The following is an 18,610-nucleotide window of genomic DNA, read 5'->3' on the forward strand; positions in this document are numbered from 1 at the left end:
GTGGGCATCGACGACGCCGCGCTCCCGCGCGCCACGTGGACGGAGCCGCAGATCGGCCCGCCGCGCCCTATCGAGGAGGAACGACAGCGTGACCTACGTCATCGCGCAGCCTTGTGTCGACGTCAAGGACAAGGCGTGCATCGAGGAGTGCCCGGTCGACTGCATCTACGAGGGCTCCCGGTCCTTGTACATCCACCCGGACGAATGCGTCGACTGTGGAGCCTGTGAGCCGGTCTGCCCGGTCGAGGCGATCTTCTACGAGGACGACACTCCTGAGGAGTGGAAGGACTACTACAAGGCGAACGTCGAGTTCTTCGACGAGCTCGGCTCGCCCGGTGGTGCTTCCAAGCTCGGTCTTATCGAGCGTGACCACCCCTTCATCGCCGCGCTGCCGCCGCAGAACGGCTGATTGCGCGGCCCCGTACGGCAGTGGCCCCGCACGGCACCTCCGCCGTACGGGGCCGCGGTGTTTGCTCACGCTCACGTACGTACGAGAAAGAGAAGCACCTTGTCCCCAGTCTCCTCCCGCCTCCCGGTATTCCCCTGGGACAAGCTCGAGCCGTACAGGGCGACGGCCGCCGCCCACCCGGACGGCATCGTGGACCTGTCCGTCGGTACGCCCGTCGACCCGGTGCCCGAGCTGATCCAGCGGGCACTCGTCGCGGCCGCCGACTCCCCGGGCTATCCGACGGTGTGGGGGACCGCGGAGCTGCGTGACGCGCTCACCGGCTGGGTGGAGCGGCGGCTCGGGGCTGTTTCGGTCGAGCACACCAACGTCCTGCCGGTGGTCGGCTCGAAGGAGCTGGTGGCCTGGCTGCCGACGCAGCTCGGCCTGGGCGCGGGCGACAAGGTCGCCTACCCCCGTCTGGCTTACCCGACGTACGAGGTCGGCGCGCGGCTGGCGGGCGCCGAGCCCGTCGTCTACGACGACCCGACACTGCTCGACCCGGCGGGCCTGAAGCTGCTCTGGCTCAACTCGCCGTCGAACCCGACCGGTCGGGTCCTGGCCAAGGACGAGCTGATCCGTATCGTCGCGTGGGCGCGCGAGCACGGGGTGCTGCTCTTCAGCGACGAGTGCTACCTGGAGCTGGGCTGGGAGTCCGAGCCCGTTTCCGTACTGCACCCGGACGTCTGCGGCGGTTCGTACGACGGGGTCGTCGCCGTCCACTCGCTCTCCAAGCGCTCCAACCTGGCCGGCTACCGCGCGGCGTTCCTGGCGGGCGACGCCGCGGTGCTGGGCGAGCTGCTGGCCATCCGCAAGCACGGCGGGATGATGACGCCGGCCCCGGTGCAGGCGGCCACGGTCGCGGCGCTCGGCGACGACGCGCATGTCGCGGAGCAGCGGACCCGGTACGCGGCCCGCCGCACCGCCCTGCGCAGCGCGCTGGAGGCGCACGGCTTCCGGATCGAGCACAGCGAGGCGAGCCTGTACCTGTGGGCGACGCGGGACGAGCCGTGCTGGCAGACGGTGGCGTACCTGGCGGAGCTCGGCATCCTCGTCGCGCCGGGCGACTTCTACGGCGAGGCGGGGCACCGTTTCGTACGGGTCGCGTTCACGGCCACCGACGAGCGCGTCGCGGCGGCGGTCAAGCGCCTCGGCTGAGGCTCGTCCGGTCTTGTTCGCGCATGGGCTGTACGCGCGCATGGGCTGACGTACGAAGGGGCTGTGCGTACGAAGGGGCCCGGGGAGTTCGTGCTCCCCGGGCCCCTTCGCGTACCCGCGACGCGCGGGCGGGCGGACTAGCCGATCGGCAGCGCGTTGACCGGCAGCGTCCCGGCGCCCGGCAGGCCGCTCTCGGTCAGGCCGCCCAGGCTGTCCTGGGCGGCCACCGAGCCGAGGCTGTCGGTGGGCAGGCCGCCCTCCGTGGCGGTTCCGGCGGTCTCGCCGAGGAGGTTGCCGGCGCTGCCGGCGGCTTCACCGGTGGCCTCCTGAGCGGCGGGGGTGGCGGTGCCGACGATCTTGCCGCCGGTCTTGCCCGCGGCCGGGACGGCCGTCTGGACGGCCTTGCCGCCGGTCTCACCGGCGAGCCCGGTGGCCTGCTGGGTGGCGCCGTCGACCGTGCCGCCGACGCTCGCGGCGTCCACGGCGGTCAGCCCACCCAGGTCGGGGGCGGCGGGGAGGCCCGCGGCGCTTGCCGAGCCGGCCGCACCGACCACGGGTGCTGCACCCGCTGCGATCAGCAGTGCGGCACGGGCGATCCGGCGGGTCAGGGGGAGGGACATGTTGCTCCTTCGACGGGAGACGACGTTGACGACGCAGTGACAACCGCTGTGGGGGAGGGAGAAGTTGCGGTGAGCCAAGGTAAAGAGTTGGCAATGCGTCGCATTATCGGTTCCGGTTAAAAACGGACAAAGTGTTGCCGCGTCTTCGTCCTGCGGAATCGTCACATCCCTTTGCTCTCAAGGGTTTTCCGGAATGCGCGCGGAGCGCGGAAAAAGGCTCCGGAGATACGGTTCCGCAGGGCGCCGAAAATGCCCGGACTACCCCTGCCGAGTGAGGGTCCGCACTAGTGCGCGATGTTGATCCGTACCTCGTCCGGACCGGCCGTCTGTTCCGAATCGGCCGCCTCGCGCCATTCGTCCCCGGAATCCCCGGCGGTCCACTCGCGGCCCGCGAAGGAGACCCGCTCGATGCGCAGCGCGGCGGAGTGGGCCACCGCCCAGTGGGCCAGTTCCCAGCCCCGCTCCTGGGCGGCGCCCCCGCGCGCGGCCCGGTCGGTGGTGCGCACCGGCACGCTGATCGTCGCGCCCTTGCCGCCGGCCGTGGCGGACGCGCCGGCCTTCCCGGTGCCGGGCAGCGTCCCCGGCCCGAAGGTGCGTACCAGCTCCGCCCGCACCTTGGCCGGGTCGCCCGGCTTGCCGTCCCCGGGCGCGGTGCAGGTGAGGGTCGCGGCACTGCGGCCGGTGAGTGCGCCGGCCAGCAGCGCCGCGTTCGGCTCGTGCTTGGCGTACGCCTGCGGGAAGCCGCTGAGCTGCACCCGCTGCGCGGCGACCGTCAGCGGCAGCCGCGAGTAGCCGGGCACCTTGGCGAGCCGGTCGTAGAAGATCCCGGCCGAGTACACCGGGTCCATGATCTGCTTCGGCGTTCCCCAGCCCTGCGACGGGCGCTGCTGGAAGAGACCGAGCGAGTCCCGGTCGCCAAAGTCGATATTGCGCAGCCCCGACTCCTGCAGGGCGGTCGCCAGCGCGATGGTCACCGCCCGCTCAGGCATCCCGCGGGTCGTCCCGACCGCGGAGATCGTGGCCGCGTTCGCGGCCTGCGCGGGGCTGAACTCGTACGTCGCACCGCCGCCCCCACCGTCGGCCGCACGCACATTGCAGCGAGGCGCTCCCCGGCCGCCACCGCTCACGTACTGGACCACCAGGTAGCCGGCGAGGGTGAGCAGCACGACACCGGCCGCCGCGATTCGGAAGAGGCGGCCGCGACGACGGACACGCGGGGTCTGCTCGGACACGAAGCCCACCGTACTGGAGTCCGGTACGGAGTCCGCCGACCGGACTCCAGGGCCTCCACGCGGGCGCGGACGCTAGGGTCGGTGCATGCCCGAAACCGCACTTGACCTCACCCTGGACGCCGCGCAGCTGACCGCCCGGCTCGTCGACTTCCCGTCCGTGAGCGGTGACGAGAAGGCCCTCGCCGACGCGATCGAGGAGGCCCTGCGCGCCCTCCCGCACCTCACCGTCGACCGGTACGGCAACAACGTCGTCGCCAGGACCCGCCTGGGGCGCGCCGAGCGGGTCGTACTGGCGGGCCACATCGACACCGTCCCGATCGCCGACAACGTGCCCTCGCGGCTCGACGACGACGGCTTCCTGTGGGGCTGTGGCACCAGCGACATGAAGTCCGGCGTCGCCGTGCAGCTGCGTATCGCGGCCACGGTCCCCGCGCCCAACCGCGACCTGACCTTCGTCTTCTACGACAACGAAGAGGTCGCCGCACACCTCAACGGCCTGGGGCATGTGGCCGAGGCCCACCCCGACTGGCTGACCGGCGACTTCGCCGTCCTGCTGGAGCCGTCCAACGGACAGGTCGAGGGCGGCTGCCAGGGCACCCTGCGGGTGCTGCTGCGCACGGCGGGGGAGCGGGCCCACTCCGGCCGCAGCTGGATGGGGTCGAACGCGATCCACGCCGCCGCCCCGATCCTGGCGCGGCTCGCGGCGTACGAGGCACGGCTGCCGGTGATCGACGGGCTCGAGTACCACGAGGGGCTGAGCGCTGTACGGATCGAGGGCGGCGTCGCCAACAACGTCATCCCCGACGTCTGCACGGTCACGGTCAACTTCCGGTACGCGCCGGACCGCAGCGAGGAAGAGGCCCTGGCCCACGTCCGGGAGGTCTTCGAGGGCTGCGGTGTCGAGGAGTTCATCGTCGACGACCACTCGGGTGCGGCCCTGCCCGGGCTCTCCCACCCGGCGGCCATGGCGTTCATGGCGGCCGTCGGTGGCAAGCCCATGCCCAAGTTCGGCTGGACGGACGTCTCGCGCTTCAGCGCGCTCGGCGTGCCCGCGGTGAACTACGGTCCCGGCGACCCGCTCCTCGCCCACAAGCGCGACGAGCGGGTCGGGACCAGGTGGATCACGCACTGCGAGGAGCGACTCCGCGCCTGGCTGACCTCCTGAATTCCCCTGCATGTCACCCGGGTGCGCCTACGCTGAACCGGCAACGATCTGTAGCGGAGGGAGCACATGATGGCCAACCCTGAGGGCGGCCGGCAGAAGCCGGAGGAAAAGCGCCTGGGTCCGGTACTGCGCCGACGCGACCAGGTGCAGGCGAGCACCACCGACCAGCGACTGCTGGACACCGAAGGCCCCTCCGAGTGGGTGCACACCGACCCCTGGCGGGTCCTGCGCATCCAGTCGGAGTTCATCGAGGGCTTCGGCACTCTCGCCGAACTCCCGCCCGCGATCAGTGTGTTCGGCTCGGCCAGGACACCGCCCGGCACCCCCGAGTACACCGCCGGCGAGCAGCTGGGCCGCGCGCTCGTCAAGGCGGGCTTCGCGGTCATCACGGGCGGCGGGCCCGGCGCGATGGAGGCCGCCAACAAGGGAGCCCGGGAGGCCAGGGGCATCTCGGTGGGCCTGGGCATCGAGCTGCCCTTCGAGCAGGGCCTCAACCCGCACGTCGACATCGGCGTGAACTTCCGCTACTTCTTCGTCCGCAAGACGATGTTCGTGAAGTACGCGCAGGGCTTCGTGGTCCTGCCCGGCGGACTGGGCACCCTGGACGAGCTGTTCGAAGCCCTCACCCTGGTCCAGACCCAGAAGGTCACCCGCTTCCCGATCGTGCTCTTCGGTACGGACTACTGGAGCGGCCTGGTCGAATGGCTGCGGAACACGGTGATCGCACAGGGCAAGGCATCCGAGCACGATCTGCTGCTCTTCCACGTCACGGACGACATCGAAGAGGCGATCTCGCTCGTCACCAAGGAAGTCGGCAAGTAGGCGCGGTGGCGTTTTACGCCAGTCCCCGGCGGGCCGTCGCCGGGGGCCGGTGGCCCGCGATGGACGCCACCATCTCCAGTACCTGCCGGGTTTCCGCGACCTCGTGCACGCGGTAGACCTGCGCACCGAGCCAGGCCGACACCGCCGTGGTCGCCAGCGTGCCGATCACCCGCTCCTTGACCGGCTTGTCCAGCGTCTCGCCCACGAAGTCCTTGTTGGACAGCGACACCAGCACCGGCCAGCCCGTCGCCGTCATCTCCCCCAGCCGCCGGGTCGCCTCCAGCGAGTGCCGCGTGTTCTTCCCGAAGTCGTGCCCCGGGTCGATCATGATCGCGTCGCGCCTGACACCCAGCTCGACGGCCCGCTCGGCCAGCCCGACGGTGACCCGCAGGATGTCGGCCATCACGTCCTCGTACGCGACCCGGTGCGGCCGGGTCCGCGGCTCCGCGCCGCCCGCGTGCGTACAGACCAGGCCCACTCCGTACCGGGCCGCCACTTCGGCCAGTTTCGGGTCGGCACCGCCCCACGCGTCGTTGAGCAGATCCGCGCCGGCCTCGCAGACCGCCGCGGCCACGTCGTGGCGCCAGGTGTCGACGCTGATCACCACATCCGGATATCGCTTGCGCACCTCGGCCACGAAGCCGACCGTGCGGCGCGCCTCCTCCTCGGCGCTCACCTCTTCGCCGGGGCCGGCCTTCACCCCGCCGATGTCGATCACGGCGGCGCCCTCGGAGATCGCCTGCTCGACGCGGTCGAGGGCGGGCTCGTCGCGGAAGGTCGCGCCCTGGTCGTAGAAGGAGTCCGGGGTCCGGTTCACGATCGCCATGATCACCGGCTCGTGCGCGTCGAACTCGCGCGTGCCCAGGCGAAGCATCCGCAGTTCCTCCTCGTATCGGTCGGTGCGACCTTAGCTGTCGGACTGTCGTAGGCGCATGGCACGATCGTGACCGGACAGTCTTTGCGCGCGCTGGGGAGATGATCGTGTTCTGGTTCTTGCTGATCGCGCTGGTCGTGGTCGTCGCCGCGGTCACGCTCGCCGTCGTGGGCGGCGGTGAGGAGGCCGTGCTGCCCGAGGCCCCGCCCGAGCAGATCACGGACCCCCTGCCGGCGGCCCGCCCGGTGGCCCGCGCGGACATCGAGGCACTGCGCCTGGCGGTGACCGCCCGCGGCTACCGGATGGCCGACGTCGACGACGTGCTCGGCCGCCTCGGCGCGGAACTGGCCGAGCGGGACGCCCGTATCGCGGAGCTCGAAGTGGCACTGGCCGGCGCCCGGGCCGCGGCGGCCGGCCGGCCCGACCTCTTCAAGGGCGACTTCAAGGGCGACGAGCCGCAGTCATGACGGGCACCGCCGTGGCCGGCCCGGACGGCGGCCTGCGCTGCCCCTGGGCGCTGTCCACCGAGGACTACGTCGCGTACCACGACGCTGAGTGGGGACGCCCCGTGCACGGGGACGACGCCCTGTACGAGCGGCTCTGCCTGGAGGCGTTCCAGTCCGGCCTGTCCTGGCTGACGATCCTGCGGCGGCGGGACGGCTTCCGCGCCGCCTTCGCCGACTTCAAGATCGCCGCGGTCGCGGCGTTCACCGAGGAGGACGCCTCACGGCTGCTGGCCGACCCGGGCATCATCCGCAACCGCGCCAAGATCGCTGCCACGCTCGCCAACGCCAAGGTTCTCGCGCAGTGGCAGCCGGGCGAGCTGGACACGCTGATCTGGTCGTACGCCCCGGACCACGCCGCCCGCCCGGCCCCGCGCAGGATCGCGGACGTCCCGGCGGTCACGGCGGAGTCGACCGCGCTGGCCAAGGAGCTGAAGAAGCGCGGCGTCCGGTTCGTCGGCCCGACGACGGCGTACGCCCTGATGCAGGCGTGCGGCCTGGTCGACGACCATCTGGCGGACTGCGTGGCCCGCGGCGGCGCCTGAGCGGCCCCGTCCAGGGGGGCGGCCCGGTCCAGGGGGGCGGCCCGGTCCGGACGGGGCGGGGGCCCCTCGGGCGGGCCCTCCCGGCGCCGCAGGCCGACGGTGAGGGAGAGCCTTTCCGAGCCCGGCATGATCGGCCGGACACCCCCTAGCGGCCCAGGTACTTGGGCTTGGCCTTGTCCAGGAATGCCTGGACCGCGATCGCGTGGTCCGCCGACGCGCCCGCCCGCGTCTGGAGTTCGTCCTCCTTGTCCAGGGTGTCGCTGAGCGAGTGCCCCGCCCCGTACGCGAGCGACTCCTTGATCGCCGCGTAGGCGGCGGTCGGGCCCTCGGCCAGAGTGCGGGCCACCGCCGCCGCCTCCGCGGCCAGATCCGCTTCCGGGACGAGCTTGTTGGCGATGCCCAGCTCGTACGCCTGCTGGGCGGAGATCGAGCGCGGGAACAGGAGCAGGTCCGCGGCCCGGCTCTGGCCGATCAGCCGGGGAAGGGTCCAGGACACGCCCGAGTCCGCGGTGAGGGCGACCCCGGCGAAGGAGGTGTTGAAGCCGGCGGTGTCGGCCACGACCCGATAGTCGGCGGCCAGCGCGAAACCGAAGCCCGCACCGGCGGCGACGCCGTTGACACCGGCAACCACGGGCTTGGGCATCTGGGTGAGCGCGCGAACGACGGGGTTGTAGTGCTCGCGCACGGTGCTCATCGTGCTGCCGCTGCCCGACTCGCGGTCCGCGGCGAGCGAGCCGATGTGCTCCTTGAGGTCCTGGCCGACACAGAACGCGCGACCAATGGCGGTCAGCAGGACGGCCCGTACGGCCGGATCGGCCGCGGCCGCCCGAACCGAGTCCCGCAGGGCGACCTTCGCCTCGGTGTTCATCGCGTTCATGGCCTCGGGACGATTGATCGTGATCGTCGCAACGCCGTCGGTCACTTCGTAGAGCACGGTGTCGGCCATGGCAGGGGTCCCCTCCGTCGCGGCTCGGCCAGCAATCAGGTACTGACCAGTACAGGGCCAGCATGGCGGAGATCGCGGACGCCGGACATGTGACCTGCGTCAAAGAACGAAGCACCACCGCGCCGGGAGTGGCGGCGAAGTATCGCAGGCGGAACGCCGAAATGAGTGGTTTTGCGGAAGCGCGTTGCGCAAGCGATGCAGACCGATGTTGGTCATCGGGTCCTGCGATGCGGGATAATGACCTGGAAGCAATGTGTTCGATGCCGGTGACACCTGGGTTGTCGGCCGATGAGCTGGTTTCAGGAAGGGGAACGAGCATGGCGGCCATGAAGCCGCGGACGGGCGACGGCCCGCTCGAGGTGACCAAGGAGGGGCGGGGCATCGTCATGCGCGTTCCGCTCGAAGGCGGCGGTCGGCTTGTCGTCGAGCTGACTCCGGACGAGGCCGACGCACTCGGCGACGCGCTGAAGAAGGTCGTCGGCTGACGCGCAGGCACCAACACGGTTCTTCACTGCCCCGGCGGCTCACGCTGCCGGGGCAGTGGTGTGTCCGGGGGCAGCGGTGTGTCCGGGGGTCAGCGTCGGACGGCGCAGAGCAGGCCGTCGCCCACCGGCAGAAGCGCGGGCATCAGCTCCTGGCTTTCGCGTACCGCCCGCAGCAGCTCGCGCAGCCGTACCACCTCGGCCGGCTGGGCCGCGGAATCGACCGTACGCCCCTCCGCGAAGACGCCTTCGAAGCAGACCAGACCCCCAGGTCGGAGCAGGCGCAACGATTCAGCGAGATAGTCCAGGCACTCCAGCCTGTCGCCGTCGCAGAAGACCAGGTCGTAGCCGCCGTCGGCCAGGCGGGGGAGTACGTCGAGGGCGCGCCCCGGGATGAAGCGTGCCCGGTTCCCGGCGAAACCGGCCGCGCGGAAGGCCTCCCGGGCGAACTGCTGGCGCTCGGGTTCGAGGTCGACCGTGGTCAGCACGCCGTCCGGGCGCATGCCGTGCAGCAGGTGGATACCGGAGACGCCGGCGCCGGTACCGATTTCGGCCACCGCCTTGGCGTCCGTGGTGGCGGCGAGCAAGGCCAGCGCGGCGCCGGTGCCGGGGGACACCGAACGCAGGCCTGCTTCCCGGGCCCGGTCACGGGCCCAGCGCAGCGCGGCGTCCTCGGCGACAAAAGCGTCGGCGAACGCCCAGCTCGTCTGCCGGTTGCCGGTAATGACCGTCTCCTGTCCCCCGTAGTTGGCGCAACGGTGACTGTATCCGCTGCCCACGGGAACCCGCGGATGGGACCAGGCGTTATGAAGGGGCGAGGGGGATCCGATGGGTCGAGCCGATCGAGATGTTCAGGAACAGGTGCGCGGTCAAAATTCGCGCAAACAAGCTTATCCGGAGCTAACGGGGCAGGTGGCTATGGTAGGGGCTCCACTGGACACCACCAGAGCCGATAGGGGAGGTGCGGCTGCGCCTGTGGATCGGGGAGGAGTGCTGAAGCGCTTTCTCTGGTCGTCGGGTGAGCCGAAATCCGTGACCGACATTGCTGACCGTTCTCGAATTGCAGACTCCGCACCCACCGCGACCTTCGCCGCAGATGCGGAATCGCAGGCGTGGACGCCTCCCTCGTGGGAGGACATCGTCAGCACGCACAGTGCGCGGGTCTACCGCCTCGCCTATCGCCTGACCGGCAACCAGCACGACGCCGAAGACCTCACGCAGGAGGTCTTCGTCCGGGTGTTCCGGTCCCTGTCGACGTATACGCCGGGCACCTTCGAGGGCTGGCTGCACCGCATCACCACCAACCTCTTCCTGGACATGGTGCGCCGCAAGCAGCGCATCCGCTTCGACGCGCTCGGCGACGACGCGGCGGAGCGGCTGCCGAGCCGCGAGCCGAACCCGCAGCAGGTCCTGCACGACACCCACTTCGACGCGGATGTGCAGCAGGCGCTGGACACCCTCGCGCCCGAGTTCCGTGCCGCCGTGGTGCTCTGCGACATCGAAGGACTTTCGTACGAGGAGATCGCCGCCACTCTGGGCGTCAAGCTCGGCACCGTGCGCAGCCGGATCCACCGTGGCCGCTCGCACCTGCGCAAGGCCCTGCAGCACCGGTCGCCCGAGGCCCGCGCCGAGCAGCGCGCCCTGGCGGGTGTGGCCCTGGGCAGCCCTGTGCCGCTGGGAGAGGGCGGAGCCGCGTGAGTGGATCCAGTCCGACACCCGCCGAACAGCATCTGGGAGACCGGCTCGCCGCCCTGGTGGACGGTGAGCTGGGCCATGACGCGCGCGAGCGGGTCCTGGCACATCTGGCGACGTGTACGAAGTGCAAGGCCGAGGCCGACGCGCAGCGCCGGCTGAAGAGCCTGTTCGTGGAAACCGCACCCCCACCACCCTCCGAGGGGCTTCTCGCGCGCCTTCAGGGGCTGCCCGGGGGAGGCGACGACGGCCGCGGCACACCGTTCGGAAGCGGAGCCTTCGGTAACGGAGTCTTCGGCGTGGGCTCCGAGGCGCCGGGGTCTCTCGGCCCTCTCGGCTATGTGCCGGGCGGCAGCCACGCCATGGTGCTGCCCGAGCGCGGCTTCCGCATCCATGACGTCGGCGGCCGCGAGGCGGACCGGCAGGCGTGGCGCGGGCGCAGATTCGCGTTCGCCGCGGCGGGTGCGGTCTCGCTCGCCGCGATCGCCCTCGGTGGCGCCCTGCCACTGGACACGGCGGTCGAGCCCCGCGCCCGCGGCGAGGGCGGCGCCCACGTCACCCCGCTGCGAGCGACGGCGACGCCGTCCGCGACCCGCGGAGTCACCGGCCCGGCGGCCCGCCGCCACGGCGGGGCGGCCGGAATCCAGGACGTCTCGGAGACGGTGGAGGCCGGGCCACTCGGCTCCTCGGTCCCGCCGGCGCTCATGGTACCGGTCGCGTTTCCCACGTCCGCCGCCCCCCTCGCGCCACTGGCGCCGCCGTTCGCGGCTGCCGTGACCGGCTCGACGGGAGCCCCGCTGATACGTCCGGCCGGCCAGACCGGTACGGCAAAGGCGACACCGAAGGCGACGTCGAAGGCCCAGGCCCCGACGCTGCCCCCCGCGCCCTCTCGCCTCGCCGCGCACCCCGGTCGTCAGGCGTTCAACGGACGCTGACCGGCCCCTGCGCGGCGCTTGCCAAACCTGGTTGAATCCGGGGAGGAGTGTTCCCCGGCCTTCTGGGACCGGGGGGACGCGGACATCAGGACGTTGCGGGGAGAGCATGGACGAGGGCAAGCCCACCGGGCCCAAGGCGAAGTGGTGGAGCCGGCCCCGGACGGGCGGGAACCCGGGCGAGCCAGATCCGGTCACCGAGGAGCTGCCGCCGGTCGATGACTCCGTACCGGCACAGACCGCTCCCCGTCCGCAGCCCCTGCACGCACCCGACCCGTACGGCACCCCGCCGTACGGAGGCCCGGGGCCCTGGGCGCCCGCCCCTCCCGTACAGCGCCCGGTACCGACGCCCGCGCAGGGCACGCCCCTACCGCCGTCGGCCTTCACGGGGAACCCGGTCCCGCAGCACCCGGCCGCACAGCACCTTGCCGCCCAGCATCCGGCCCAGCCGCTGCCGCTCCCTCAGCCGCGGGCGCAGTGGGGCCAGTACGACCCCTGGGGCGCGCCCCTCCAGCTGTCCGACGGCGGCGAGTCCGCCCGGCCGAAGAAGGCCCGGCGCGGCGGCCTGCTCGCCGGCGCGCTGCTGCTGGCGCTCGTCGCCGGCGGGATCGGCGGCGGCATCGGCGCGTACGTCGAGCGCAACGGCGGCGTCACCACCGTCGAACTGCCGCAGGCGGGCCCGGAGAGCGGGGACCGCGCGCCCGACAGCGTTGCCGGTATCGCCGCGAGCGCCCTGCCGAGCGTGGTCACCCTGCACGTCCAGGGCGGCGGTTCGCAGGGCACCGGCACCGGCTTCGTCCTGGACGGCCGGGGCCACATCCTCACCAACAACCATGTGGTGGAGGCCGCGTCCTCCTCCGGCGGGATAACGGTGACCTTCAGCGGAGGCGAGACCGCCGAGGCCGAGATCGTCGGCCGGGACAGCGGGTACGACCTGGCAGTGGTCAAGGTCAAGGGCGTCTCCGGCCTCAAGCCGCTGCCGCTGGGCAACTCCGACAACGTGCGGGTCGGCGACCCGGTCGTGGCCATCGGCGCCCCCTTCGACCTCTCGAACACCGTCACCTCCGGCATCATCAGCGCCAAGGAGCGGCCCATCACCGCGGGCGGCGAGAAGGGCGACGGCAGCGACATCAGCTATGTCGACGCCCTGCAGACCGACGCCCCCATCAACCCCGGCAATTCGGGCGGCCCGCTGGTCGACTCGAAGGCCCGTGTGATCGGCATCAACAGCGCGATCCGGGCCGCCGACAACGGATCCGACCTGGCCGACGGACAGGCCGGCAGTATCGGCCTCGGCTTCGCCATCCCCATCAACCAGGGCAAGCGGGTGGCCGAGGAGCTGATCAGCACCGGCAAGGCCACCCACCCGGTCATCGGCGTCACGCTCGACATGCAGTACACGGGTGACGGAGCCCGCGTCGGTGCGAAGAACAACGACGGCAAGCCGCCCGTCACCGTGGGCGGCCCCGGCGACAAGGCCGGTATCGAGCCGCGCGACATCATCACCAAGGTCGACGGCCGGCGGGTGCACAGCGGTGAGGAGCTCATCGTCAAGATCCGCGCCCACCGACCGGGCGATCGGCTGGAGCTGACCGTGGTCAGGGACGGCCGGGAGCGGACCCTCGGGGTCGTCCTCGGTTCCGCGGACGGCACGTGACGGTCACGTGAAGGTACCGCCCGGACAGGTGCGGCGGGTACCGTGGACCGGGCCCGGACCTGTCTCCCGCCCTCCGGCGCGGCGACCGGGACCGACCTGCGGGACGCGGAAATCCAAGGAGCAGCTAGGTGTTCAATGACATAGGCGCACTCGAGCTGGTGACGCTCGTGGTCCTTGCCGTGCTCGTCTTCGGCCCCGACAAGCTGCCCAAGGTCATCCAGGACGCCTCGCGCTTCATCCGCAAGATCCGCGAGTTCTCGGAGAGTGCGAAGCACGACATCCGGTCCGAACTCGGCCCGGAATTCAAGGATTTCGAATTCGAGGACCTCAACCCCAAGACGTTCGTCCGTAAGCAGCTGATGGACAACGACGATCTGGGCCTGAAGGAGATCCGTAACGGCTTCGACCTCCGCAAGGAAATGGCCGAGGTCTCGGACGCCGTCCAGGGCAAGGACTCCGCAGCGGCCGTCGGCGCTGCGTCCAACGGGTCGGCACCCGCGCCCCTGGCGGGCGGCGGCCCCGACCTGCTGAAGAAGCCCGCCCAGCCCGCCCAGCCCGCGCAGCCCGCTCCGGCCGACCGTCCGCCCTTCGACGCAGACGCCACCTGAGTCACAGCTTCCCGTCGTGCCGGAGTGAGGTGGCTATCCTCCATAGGTCCGGAACGAGGACGCCCGAGGGGGGCGGGCCGCTCCGGACCCCAGTGAGCGAGGAGGCGGCCGGAACAGATGGAGACGACGAGTCGGGTAGGGACACAAGCGCAGGGAACGCCCGGTGCGGGAGGGGTGCCGGCGGCCCGGCGTACGGTCGGCGGCTATCTGGCGGCGGACTTCCCCTGGTACGGGCTGGACGAGGCGTTCACCGGCCCGCGCTGGCTGATGCAGGTCGGCACGGCCGCCGACGGCACGGTCGAGCACGGTTCCACGGGCCACGGCGACGAGCCGTTGGTACGCGGTGACGCGAGCCAGGACAAGGACCGCTTCGCGGTCGTCGTGACCGTCGCGAGCAGCCCCCTGCGGCGCAGCGCCGACGGCACAGGGGTACTCGAGGCCACCTCGGTCTCCTCGGCGGCCTGGCTGGCGGGCTCCGGTCTGCTGGCCTTCACCTGGCCGGGGCAGATGGACCACTCGCTGCGCGACGACTGGCTGGACCAGCAGACCGAGACGGCCTGGGCGCTGGCGGACGACCTCGGCGGACCGGACTGGTCGATGCTGTCGCTGCCGGTGGACGGCGTGCCCACGCCCTTCCACTACCGCGAGTCCGAGTTCGGCTGGGTGCTGGCGGGCTCGGCGGACGGCGGGGTGCACATCGGAGCGTACGGGCGCGGGATGAGCGCGTACGGTCTGGGCTTCTCGGTGGTCAAGGACATCACCGCGTACGAATAACCGCGCTACGACTGAGGGGCGGCACCCACACCGGGTGCCGCCCTCAGTACGTCAGAACTCGAGTACGTCAGAACTTGTTGCGCGGGGTGATCCCCAGCGACATGCCCGACAGGCCGCGCTGCCGGCCGCCCAGCTTGCCCGCGATGGCGCGCAGCGCGCTGCCCGCCGGGGAGTCCGGGTCGGACAGCACGACGGGCTTGCCCTCGTCGCCGCCCTCCCGCAGCCGTACGTCGATGGGGATGGACCCGAGCACCGGCACCGTCGCGCCGGTCGTCCGCGTCAGGCCCTCGGCGACCGACTGGCCGCCGCCCGTGCCGAAGACGTCGACCATCTCGTCGCAGTGCGGGCAGGGCAGCCCGGACATGTTCTCGACGACGCCGACGATCTTCTGGTGGGTCTGTACGGCGATGGAGCCGGCCCGCTCCGCGACCTCGGCCGCGGCCTGCTGCGGGGTGGTGACGACCAGGATCTCGGCGTTCGGCACGAGCTGCGCCACCGAGATCGCGATGTCACCCGTGCCCGGCGGCAGGTCGAGCAGCAGGACGTCCAGGTCGCCCCAGTACACGTCCGCGAGGAACTGCTGGAGGGCGCGGTGCAGCATCGGCCCGCGCCACACCACCGGGACGTTGCCCGGGGTGAACATGCCGATGGAGATCACGCTCACGCCGTGCGCGGACGGCGGCATGATCATGTTCTCGACCTGGGTGGGACGGCCGTCGACGCCCAGCATGCGCGGCACGCTGTGGCCGTAGATGTCCGCGTCCACGACGCCGACCTTCAGCCCGTCCGCCGCCATCGCCGCGGCCAGGTTGACCGTCACCGAGGACTTGCCGACGCCGCCCTTGCCGGAGGCCACCGCGTACACCCGGGTCAGCGAACCGGGCTTGGCGAAGGGGACCTCGCGCTCGGCGGTGCCGCCGCGCAGCGAGGAGGTGAGCTCCTTGCGCTGCTCGTCGCTCATCACGTCGAGGTCGACGGCGACGCGTGTCACGCCCGGCACCCTCGCGACCGCGTCGGTGACGTTCTTGGTGATGGTCTCGCGCATCGGGCAGCCGGAGACAGTGAGGTAGACCGTGACGGCAACCGACCCGTCCGTCCCGATCTCCACCGACTTGACCATGCCGAGGTCGGTGATCGGCTTGTGGATCTCGGGGTCGTTCACCGTCGCCAGGGCGTCGCGCACCGCGTCTTCCGCGGGGACGGTTGTGGGAGTGTCGGTAGCCATGCCCCGATGGTACGGCGCCCGGTCCCACCGCCGGAAAGCCTGTCAGCGGTCGCCTTCGTCACTCTCGTGCGGGAATAGCCGCCGGTCGTCCATTTCCTTGATCACGTCCTGGAACTCGGAGCGGATCCAGTCACGGGTCGCGACCTCGCCCAGACCCATCCGCAGCGCCGCGATCTCGCGGGTCAGGTACTCCGTGTCGGCGATGCTGCGCTCGTTCTGCTTGCGGTCCTGTTCGAGGTTGACGCGGTCCCGGTCGGCCTGGCGGTTCTGCGCGAGCAGGATGAGCGGGGCGGCGTACGAGGCCTGCAGGGACAGCGCCAGGGTCAGGAAGATGAAGGGGAACTCGTCGAACCGCAGATGGCCGGGCGCCGAGACGTTCCAGATCACCCACGCGATGATGACCATCGTCATCCAGACGATGAAGCGCCCGGTGCCCAGGAGCCGGGCGATCTTCTCCGAGAAGCGGCCGAAGGACTCGGGATCGTACTCGGGCCACAGGCTGCGGCGCGGCGCGCGCGGCTGGTCGAGCCGTGCACGGGGGCCGCGCATCAGTGCGCTCGCGCCGGTCGCCGCCTTCGCGCGGTCCTTCGCGTCGCCCTTCTCCCCGCGCTCGACGAGCCCGTACTCGCGGCTGCGGTCATTGCCCACGGACGGCCTCCTCCGAGTGGAACTCCGTCTCGCGCCAGTCGTCGGGCAGCAGGTGGTCGAGTACGTCGTCGACGGTCACCGCACCGAGCAGCGCCCCGCTCTCGTCCACGACCGGGGCCGCGACCATGTTGTAGGCGGCGAGATAGCTGGTCACGATCGGCAGCGGGGTGTTCGGCGACAGCGGCGGCAGATCGGTGTCGACGATCGAGCTGACCAGGGTGAACGGCGGGTCGCGCAGCAGCCGTTGGAAGTGCACCGTGCCCAGGTACTTGCCGGTCGGCGTCTCGTCCGGCGGCCGGCACACGTACACCTGGGCGGCCAGCGCCGGCGAGAGGTCCCGCTGCCGCACCCGGGCGAGCGCGTCGGCGACCGTCGCGTCCGGCCGGAGCACGATCGGCTCGGTCGTCATGAGGCCGCCGGCCGTCCGCTCCTCGTACGACAGCAGCCGGCGCACGTCCGCCGCGTCGTCCGGCTGCATCAGCATCAGCAGCCGCTCCTTCTCCTCCTCGGGCAGCTCGGACAGCAGGTCGGCCGCGTCGTCCGGGTCCATCGCCTCCAGCACGTCGGCCGCGCGCTCCTCCTTCAGCTTGCCGAGGATCTCGATCTGGTCGTCGTCCGGCAGCTCTTCAAGGACGTCCGCGAGCCGGTCGTCGTCGAGCGCGGCGGCGACCTCGGCGCGGCGTTTGGGCGAGAGGTGGTGCAGTACGTTCGCCAGGTCGGCGGGGCGCAGCCGCTCGAAGGTGGCCAGCAGGCTCTCCGCGCCCTGCCCGTGCTCCTCCAGCGAGAACCCGGTGACCGCCGACCACTCGACGGTCAGCGCCTCACCCTTGCGGCGCAGGGCCCCGCCCTTCCCCTTGCGTACGAAGATCTTGTCGATCTCCCAGTCGCGGCGGGCCGGCAGCTGCTGGATCGCCACATCGATGACGGTGACCTCCTCGCCGGAGGCGACGAGGCGCACCCGGCGGTCGAGGAGCTCGCCGAGGATCAGCCGTTCGGTCGGGCGCTGCTCGAAGCGCCGCATGTTCACCACGCCGGTGGTGATGACCTGGCCCGACTCCACGCCCGTCACCCGCGTCATGGGCAGGAAGTTCCGGCGGCGGCTCACCACCTCGACGACCAGGCCCAGCAGCCGCGGCGGGCGTCCGCCCACCCGAAGCATCGCGACCAGGTCGCGGACGCGGCCGACCTGGTCGCCGTTGGGGTCGAAGACCGCCACGCCGGCGAGGTGGGAGACGAAGATCCGCGGGGCGCCTGCCGCCATGCCGAGCGCCTCCTTGTCCCGGTTTACCGCACTTGCCTCATTTGCCACCTGATACGGGGTTCAGGCTAGCCCGTGCCGGTCCGGGCCGCGCCCGTTCGGCCCCCGGACGGCTCCCTGCTCGTCGGCGCGGACGGCACAGGTACGCTGCCGTCTGCTGTACAGGACACCCGCATGAGAGGCAGTGCGCTTGTGACCGCATTCCCCCCGGCCGCCCGGATCCGCCGGGCCGCACTCGTCGGCGCGGTGTGCGCGGGGTTGGCCGCGGCGAGTTCGGGGTGCGGAGAGGATCCGGACGCGGGGACCAACGGGGTGGGCAAGCTCTCCGCCGAGAAGATCGAGAACCGGGCGCAGCAGGCCGTCGACGGGGCCGACGCGGTACGGCTGTCCGGCACGGTGATCAGCAAGGGCCGCACATACAAGCTGGACATGCGGCTCAAGGGCGACGGCGGAACCGGTGTGGTCACGTCAAAGGATGTGACCTTCCAGCTGCTGCGGGTGGGCGAGCAGCTCTTTCTGAAGGCGGACGCGGCGTTCTGGTCGCACGACTCGGACGACGAGGCGAAGCCCAGTCCGTCCGACTCGACGGCCGCCGACAAGCTCGACGACAAGTACGTGAAGGTGCCGGAGGGCGACCCCGCGTACAAGCAGCTGCGCGGCTTCACCGAGATGAACATCCTGCTGGACGGGCTCCTCGGGCTGCACGGCAAGCTCGAGAAGGGCGACCGGTCCAAGGTCGGCGGCACCCGCACGATCCAGGTCACGGCGGACAAGGGCGCGGGCGGCAAGCTCGAGGTCTCGCTCCAGGGCGCGCCGTTCCCGCTGCGGATGGAGCGCGCGGGCGGCGCAGGTGTCGTGGAACTCGCGGACTGGAACGAGGAGTTCGCCCTCAGCGCACCAGGCAAGGACGAAACGGTGGACTACGGCCGCCAGCTCCCGACGGGCGACTAGTGTCCTGCGCCAGTAGTTGATCGTTAGTTGTTGTGTGACTTCTGCTGCTGGTGCGTCTATTCCTCGTCGGGGT

The 18,610-nt window shown here is 71.4% G+C and carries 21 protein-coding genes; 13 read left to right on the top strand and 8 right to left on the bottom strand.

All coding sequences use genetic code 11. The features are described from left to right. Positions 1-88 precede the first annotated feature (88 nt). Both fdxA and NLX86_RS22635 read left to right on the top strand, forming a co-directional pair. Entirely contained in the window at positions 89-409 is a 321-nt protein-coding gene (fdxA, locus tag NLX86_RS22630; protein ID WP_003985062.1) for a ferredoxin, read from the top strand. Between the two features lie 99 nt (positions 410-508). Beyond that, positions 509-1,603 carry a bifunctional succinyldiaminopimelate transaminase/glutamate-prephenate aminotransferase gene (locus NLX86_RS22635; protein WP_254373586.1) on the top strand — a complete coding sequence of 365 codons (1,095 nt, stop codon included), beginning with the start codon at positions 509-511 and terminating at the stop codon, positions 1,601-1,603. A 137-nt stretch (positions 1,604-1,740) separates the two neighbouring features. Here NLX86_RS22635 and NLX86_RS22640 read toward each other — a convergent pair whose 3' ends face one another. Both NLX86_RS22640 and NLX86_RS22645 read right to left on the bottom strand, forming a co-directional pair. Beyond that, complete coding sequence (locus NLX86_RS22640; protein WP_254373587.1) at positions 1,741-2,223, bottom strand: ATP-binding protein; 483 nt, start codon at positions 2,221-2,223, stop codon at positions 1,741-1,743. 284 nt (positions 2,224-2,507) lie between these two features. Then, positions 2,508-3,464, bottom strand: coding sequence for a hypothetical protein (locus NLX86_RS22645; RefSeq protein WP_254373588.1), 957 nt, complete (start codon positions 3,462-3,464; stop codon positions 2,508-2,510). Positions 3,465-3,540: 76 nt separating this feature from the next. On the opposite strand from NLX86_RS22645, the gene dapE reads away from it, so the two are divergent. Both dapE and NLX86_RS22655 read left to right on the top strand, forming a co-directional pair. After that, on the top strand, positions 3,541-4,620 hold the full coding sequence (gene dapE, locus NLX86_RS22650; protein ID WP_254373589.1) for a succinyl-diaminopimelate desuccinylase: 1,080 nt from the start codon (positions 3,541-3,543) through the stop codon (positions 4,618-4,620). 69 nt (positions 4,621-4,689) lie between these two features. Then, positions 4,690-5,442 (top strand): TIGR00730 family Rossman fold protein, encoded by a 753-nt coding sequence (locus NLX86_RS22655; RefSeq protein WP_254373609.1) that lies wholly within the window; start codon positions 4,690-4,692, stop codon positions 5,440-5,442. 13 nt (positions 5,443-5,455) lie between these two features. Here the strand turns inward: NLX86_RS22655 and folP are convergent, their stop codons facing one another. Beyond that, positions 5,456-6,316: a dihydropteroate synthase gene (gene folP / locus NLX86_RS22660; protein WP_254373590.1), complete on the bottom strand. Its 861-nt coding sequence runs from the start codon at positions 6,314-6,316 to the stop codon at positions 5,456-5,458. Positions 6,317-6,423: 107 nt separating this feature from the next. On the opposite strand from folP, the gene NLX86_RS22665 reads away from it, so the two are divergent. Together NLX86_RS22665 and NLX86_RS22670 are read left to right on the top strand one after the other, a co-directional pair. Next, complete coding sequence (locus NLX86_RS22665) at positions 6,424-6,783, top strand: hypothetical protein (protein WP_254373591.1); 360 nt, start codon at positions 6,424-6,426, stop codon at positions 6,781-6,783. Next, on the top strand, positions 6,780-7,364 hold the full coding sequence (locus NLX86_RS22670) for a DNA-3-methyladenine glycosylase I (protein ID WP_254373592.1): 585 nt from the start codon (positions 6,780-6,782) through the stop codon (positions 7,362-7,364). Before NLX86_RS22665 ends, NLX86_RS22670 begins: the two co-directional genes overlap by 4 nt. 145 nt (positions 7,365-7,509) lie before the next feature. Here NLX86_RS22670 and NLX86_RS22675 read toward each other — a convergent pair whose 3' ends face one another. Beyond that, positions 7,510-8,310: an enoyl-CoA hydratase/isomerase family protein gene (locus tag NLX86_RS22675; protein WP_254373593.1), complete on the bottom strand. Its 801-nt coding sequence runs from the start codon at positions 8,308-8,310 to the stop codon at positions 7,510-7,512. Between the two features lie 317 nt (positions 8,311-8,627). Between NLX86_RS22675 and NLX86_RS22680 the strand changes: the two genes are divergently transcribed. Continuing rightward, positions 8,628-8,795, top strand: coding sequence for a DUF3117 domain-containing protein (locus NLX86_RS22680; protein WP_003966491.1), 168 nt, complete (start codon positions 8,628-8,630; stop codon positions 8,793-8,795). A gap of 89 nt (positions 8,796-8,884) precedes the next feature. Here NLX86_RS22680 and NLX86_RS22685 read toward each other — a convergent pair whose 3' ends face one another. Further along, positions 8,885-9,571 carry an O-methyltransferase gene (locus NLX86_RS22685; RefSeq protein ID WP_308409628.1) on the bottom strand — a complete coding sequence of 229 codons (687 nt, stop codon included), beginning with the start codon at positions 9,569-9,571 and terminating at the stop codon, positions 8,885-8,887. A gap of 139 nt (positions 9,572-9,710) precedes the next feature. Between NLX86_RS22685 and sigE the strand changes: the two genes are divergently transcribed. From sigE to NLX86_RS22710, 5 genes are all read left to right on the top strand, one after another. Further along, a complete protein-coding gene (gene sigE, locus NLX86_RS22690; protein ID WP_254373611.1) occupies positions 9,711-10,490 on the top strand; it encodes an RNA polymerase sigma factor SigE in 780 nt (259 codons plus the stop codon). Further along, a complete protein-coding gene (locus NLX86_RS22695; RefSeq protein WP_254373594.1) occupies positions 10,487-11,419 on the top strand; it encodes a zf-HC2 domain-containing protein in 933 nt (310 codons plus the stop codon). Before sigE ends, NLX86_RS22695 begins: the two co-directional genes overlap by 4 nt. A gap of 106 nt (positions 11,420-11,525) precedes the next feature. Next, the gene (locus tag NLX86_RS22700; protein ID WP_254373595.1) at positions 11,526-13,073 is read left to right on the top strand and encodes a S1C family serine protease; all 1,548 of its coding nucleotides are present in this window, start codon (positions 11,526-11,528) and stop codon (positions 13,071-13,073) included. A 128-nt stretch (positions 13,074-13,201) separates the two neighbouring features. Further along, entirely contained in the window at positions 13,202-13,681 is a 480-nt protein-coding gene (locus NLX86_RS22705) for a sec-independent translocase (protein WP_254373596.1), read from the top strand. Between the two features lie 117 nt (positions 13,682-13,798). Further along, positions 13,799-14,455: a hypothetical protein gene (locus NLX86_RS22710; protein WP_254373597.1), complete on the top strand. Its 657-nt coding sequence runs from the start codon at positions 13,799-13,801 to the stop codon at positions 14,453-14,455. 67 nt (positions 14,456-14,522) lie between these two features. Here the strand turns inward: NLX86_RS22710 and NLX86_RS22715 are convergent, their stop codons facing one another. The 3 genes from NLX86_RS22715 to NLX86_RS22725 all read right to left on the bottom strand — a co-directional run bounded on the left by NLX86_RS22715 (position 14,523) and on the right by NLX86_RS22725 (position 17,589). Further along, on the bottom strand, positions 14,523-15,680 hold the full coding sequence (locus NLX86_RS22715) for an Mrp/NBP35 family ATP-binding protein (RefSeq protein ID WP_254373598.1): 1,158 nt from the start codon (positions 15,678-15,680) through the stop codon (positions 14,523-14,525). Between the two features lie 42 nt (positions 15,681-15,722). Then, entirely contained in the window at positions 15,723-16,229 is a 507-nt protein-coding gene (locus NLX86_RS22720; protein WP_254373612.1) for a DUF1003 domain-containing protein, read from the bottom strand. A gap of 88 nt (positions 16,230-16,317) precedes the next feature. Further along, positions 16,318-17,589, bottom strand: a complete 1,272-nt coding sequence (locus NLX86_RS22725; protein WP_254373599.1) for a magnesium transporter MgtE N-terminal domain-containing protein — start codon at positions 17,587-17,589, stop codon at positions 16,318-16,320. Between the two features lie 189 nt (positions 17,590-17,778). Here NLX86_RS22725 and NLX86_RS22730 point away from each other — a divergent pair, with 189 nt between their 5' ends. Further along, positions 17,779-18,537 carry a hypothetical protein gene (locus NLX86_RS22730; RefSeq protein ID WP_254373600.1) on the top strand — a complete coding sequence of 253 codons (759 nt, stop codon included), beginning with the start codon at positions 17,779-17,781 and terminating at the stop codon, positions 18,535-18,537. Positions 18,538-18,610: the final 73 nt, after the last annotated feature.

Origin of the sequence: Streptomyces sp. A3M-1-3, assembly GCF_024213665.1 — a bacterium.
Classification (GTDB): Bacteria; Actinomycetota; Actinomycetes; order Streptomycetales; family Streptomycetaceae; genus Streptomyces.

Excerpts from the sequence above, each read along its gene's own strand:
- NLX86_RS22725 (WP_254373599.1), bottom strand. The coding sequence starts at position 17,589 with ATGGCGGCAGGCGCCCCGCGGATCTTCGTCTCCCACCTCGCCGGCGTG.
- dapE (WP_254373589.1), top strand. The coding sequence starts at position 3,541 with ATGCCCGAAACCGCACTTGACCTCACCCTGGACGCCGCGCAGCTGACC.
- NLX86_RS22715 (WP_254373598.1), bottom strand. The coding sequence starts at position 15,680 with ATGGCTACCGACACTCCCACAACCGTCCCCGCGGAAGACGCGGTGCGC.
- NLX86_RS22680 (WP_003966491.1), top strand. The coding sequence starts at position 8,628 with ATGGCGGCCATGAAGCCGCGGACGGGCGACGGCCCGCTCGAGGTGACC.
- sigE (WP_254373611.1), top strand. The coding sequence starts at position 9,711 with ATGGTAGGGGCTCCACTGGACACCACCAGAGCCGATAGGGGAGGTGCG.
- folP (WP_254373590.1), bottom strand. The coding sequence starts at position 6,316 with ATGCTTCGCCTGGGCACGCGCGAGTTCGACGCGCACGAGCCGGTGATC.
- NLX86_RS22675 (WP_254373593.1), bottom strand. The coding sequence starts at position 8,310 with ATGGCCGACACCGTGCTCTACGAAGTGACCGACGGCGTTGCGACGATC.
- NLX86_RS22640 (WP_254373587.1), bottom strand. The coding sequence starts at position 2,223 with ATGTCCCTCCCCCTGACCCGCCGGATCGCCCGTGCCGCACTGCTGATC.
- NLX86_RS22700 (WP_254373595.1), top strand. The coding sequence starts at position 11,526 with ATGGACGAGGGCAAGCCCACCGGGCCCAAGGCGAAGTGGTGGAGCCGG.
- NLX86_RS22720 (WP_254373612.1), bottom strand. The coding sequence starts at position 16,229 with ATGCGCGGCCCCCGTGCACGGCTCGACCAGCCGCGCGCGCCGCGCCGC.
- NLX86_RS22670 (WP_254373592.1), top strand. The coding sequence starts at position 6,780 with ATGACGGGCACCGCCGTGGCCGGCCCGGACGGCGGCCTGCGCTGCCCC.
- NLX86_RS22655 (WP_254373609.1), top strand. The coding sequence starts at position 4,690 with ATGGCCAACCCTGAGGGCGGCCGGCAGAAGCCGGAGGAAAAGCGCCTG.
- NLX86_RS22710 (WP_254373597.1), top strand. The coding sequence starts at position 13,799 with ATGGAGACGACGAGTCGGGTAGGGACACAAGCGCAGGGAACGCCCGGT.